Origin of the sequence: Streptomyces sp. AA1529, assembly GCF_000280905.1 — a bacterium.
Classification (GTDB): Bacteria; Actinomycetota; Actinomycetes; order Streptomycetales; family Streptomycetaceae; genus Streptomyces.
Genome location: NZ_ALAP01000035.1, coordinates 1 through 2,359, shown reverse-complemented (window position 1 = coordinate 2,359; position 2,359 = coordinate 1). Strand labels below are relative to the sequence as shown.

General features: G+C 75.8%; 3 protein-coding genes. All 3 read left to right on the top strand.

From position 1 onward, the window contains the following. Window positions 1-877: APC family permease (locus tag A949_RS33090; protein WP_019355984.1), on the top strand; the 877-nt coding region annotated here is incomplete at its 5' end. A 210-nt stretch (window positions 878-1,087) separates the two neighbouring features. After that, complete coding sequence (locus A949_RS0110595) at window positions 1,088-1,483, top strand: hypothetical protein (RefSeq protein WP_026004532.1); 396 nt, start codon at window positions 1,088-1,090, stop codon at window positions 1,481-1,483. 189 nt (window positions 1,484-1,672) lie between these two features. Further along, window positions 1,673-2,359: PP2C family protein-serine/threonine phosphatase (locus A949_RS0110590; RefSeq protein WP_019355982.1), on the top strand; the 687-nt coding region annotated here is incomplete at its 3' end.

Here is a 2,359-nt window from a genome sequence, read left to right as displayed (position 1 = left end):
CGCACCCGAGGGCCTGGGCGGCATCGGAGCCGGGGCCTCGCTGGCCTTCTTCTCCTTCATCGGGTTCGACGCCATCTCCACGGCCGGTGAGGAGGTCAGGAACCCGCGCCGGAACATCCCGCTGGCGATCCTGGTGACCATCGGCTGCGTGGCGCTGCTCTACTGCCTGGTGTCGGTCGCGGCCATCGGCGCGATGCCCTGGGAGCAGGTCGGCGGCAAGCCGGCCGCGCTCTCGCTGATCGTCGACCACGCCACGGGCTCGGCATTCGGCTCGACCGTGATCGCGCTGGGTGCGGTGGTGGCCATCGCCTCGGTGGTGCTGGCGGTGATGTACGGACAGACCCGGATCCTGCTGTCGATGTCCCGGGACGGGCTGGTGCCGCGGGTGTTCGCACGCGTCTCGCCCAGGACCTCGACCCCGGTCGCCAACACCTGGATCGTCGCCCTCGTCTTCGCCGTCCCCGCCGCCGTGGTGCCGCTGGACGTCGTGCTCGACATGACGGTGATCGGCACCCTGGCGATCATGGCGGTGGTGAACGTCTGCGTCCTGGCACTGCGCCGCTCGCGGCCCGGACTGCGGCGCAGCTTCCGGGTGCCGTTCTCCCCCTGGTCGCCGCTGCTGGGCGTGGCGCTGAGCCTGTATCTGATGTCCGGGCTGCCGCTGGTCACCTGGCTGCAGTTCGCGGCCTTCCTGGCGGCCGGTGCACTGGTCTACTCCCGCTACGGGCGGCCCCGCTCCCGGATGGCCGGGGCGGCGGGGGAACGGCCCCCGGGCGCAGGGCTCCCGGACGGCACACCCCCGGACGGCGCCCCCGCAGGCGGAGAGTCGCCGAACGGGGACCCGTCGGCCGCGTCCCGTCCCCCGGTCGGGACCTGACGGCCCGCAGACCCGGCCTCCGGCCGCCGGTTCGGCACCCGGACGCGCCCCGTCGCAGGTACGGTGCACCCGGCGGCCACCGCGTGCCCTCCGCCCCGTACCGCGGTGCGCGCCGACGCGCACGGTGCCGCCGACCACCACCGGCGGCGGTACGCCCCGCACCGGCCCGCGGACCGCGGGAGCGGGGCGAGTGAGAGAGCGGAGAGTGCGATGCGCGTGGGACTGCTGAGGGCTGTCGGAGCGGCGACGGCCGTATACGGAGCCGCCGTCACGGCGTGGCCCGCGCTGCTGGCGAAACCGTCCGGGCTGGTGGACCAGGACGGCCGGACCGCGCCCGACACCCGGACCTCGCTGCGGCCGCTGGCCTGGCGGGACGCGGCCAGCGGCCTCGCCCTGGTGCTGGCGCCGGAGGGCGCCGCGCTGCGGACGGCGGCCTGGCTGCGGATCGCTGCCGACCTCGGCGACGCGGTACTGCTCGGCACGACCCTCCCCCGCGCCACCCGCGCCAAGGCGGTGGCCGTCTCGGTGGGCTGGGGCGCGCTGTCGGTGGCCGCGCTGTGCGCGGGCCGGGAGGACACGGACGCGCAGGAAGCCGGGAGCGACTGACCCGGCAGCCCCCGTCGTGCGCCGGCCCGCTGCGGTGCCGCCCGGGAGCACGGCCGGCGTCGGCAGGACGGCGCCCGCCCAGCACGACGGCGCCGGACGCGGCCCCACCGCCGCGTCCGGCGCCGGGGCCGCCCTCCGTACGCACGCGCTCACCGGGCGCGGCCGTCCGCCCGGGGCTACGCTCGGATCATGGAGGGTCGGGGTCGGCACCGTCACGCGCGGCCCGCGAGCGCGGACGATCTGCTCTCACAGCTCGGACAGCTCACCGCCCGGGTCCGTGAGGAGGTCGAGGTCCAGCGCGCGCGGGTCGAGCTGGCCGAGGCCCTGCAGCGCGGCATGCTCCCCTCCACCCTGCCCACCGCGCCGGGCCTGCGCGTCGCGGCCCGCTACGCGCCGGCCCGCAACGGCCTGGACATCGGAGGCGACTGGTACGACGGCTTCCTGCTGTCCGACGGCACCCTCAGCTTCTCGGTGGGCGACGTCCAGGGGCACGACGTGGAGGCCGCCGCCTACATGGGCCAGGTGCGCATCGCGCTGCGCGCCGTGGCCGCCATGGGCTCCACGGACCCCGGCGAGATCCTGCACACCGCCAACGAACTGCTCGCCGCCATCGACAACCCGCTCTTCGCCACCTGCGTCTTCCTGCGCTTCGACCCGCACACCTGGAGCGTGCAGACCGCGCGCGCCGGACACACGGGCGCGGTGTGGGCGCGGGCCGACGGAGTGTCCGGTGTCATCGACCACGTACCGGAGGAGATCGGCCTGCCGCTGGCCGTCCTGGAGGGCCAGACCTACACCGTCACCGAGTACCGCTTCACCCAGCCGGGTGCACTGGCGCTGCTGACCGACGGTGTGGTGGAGGGACCGCGCTTCCCG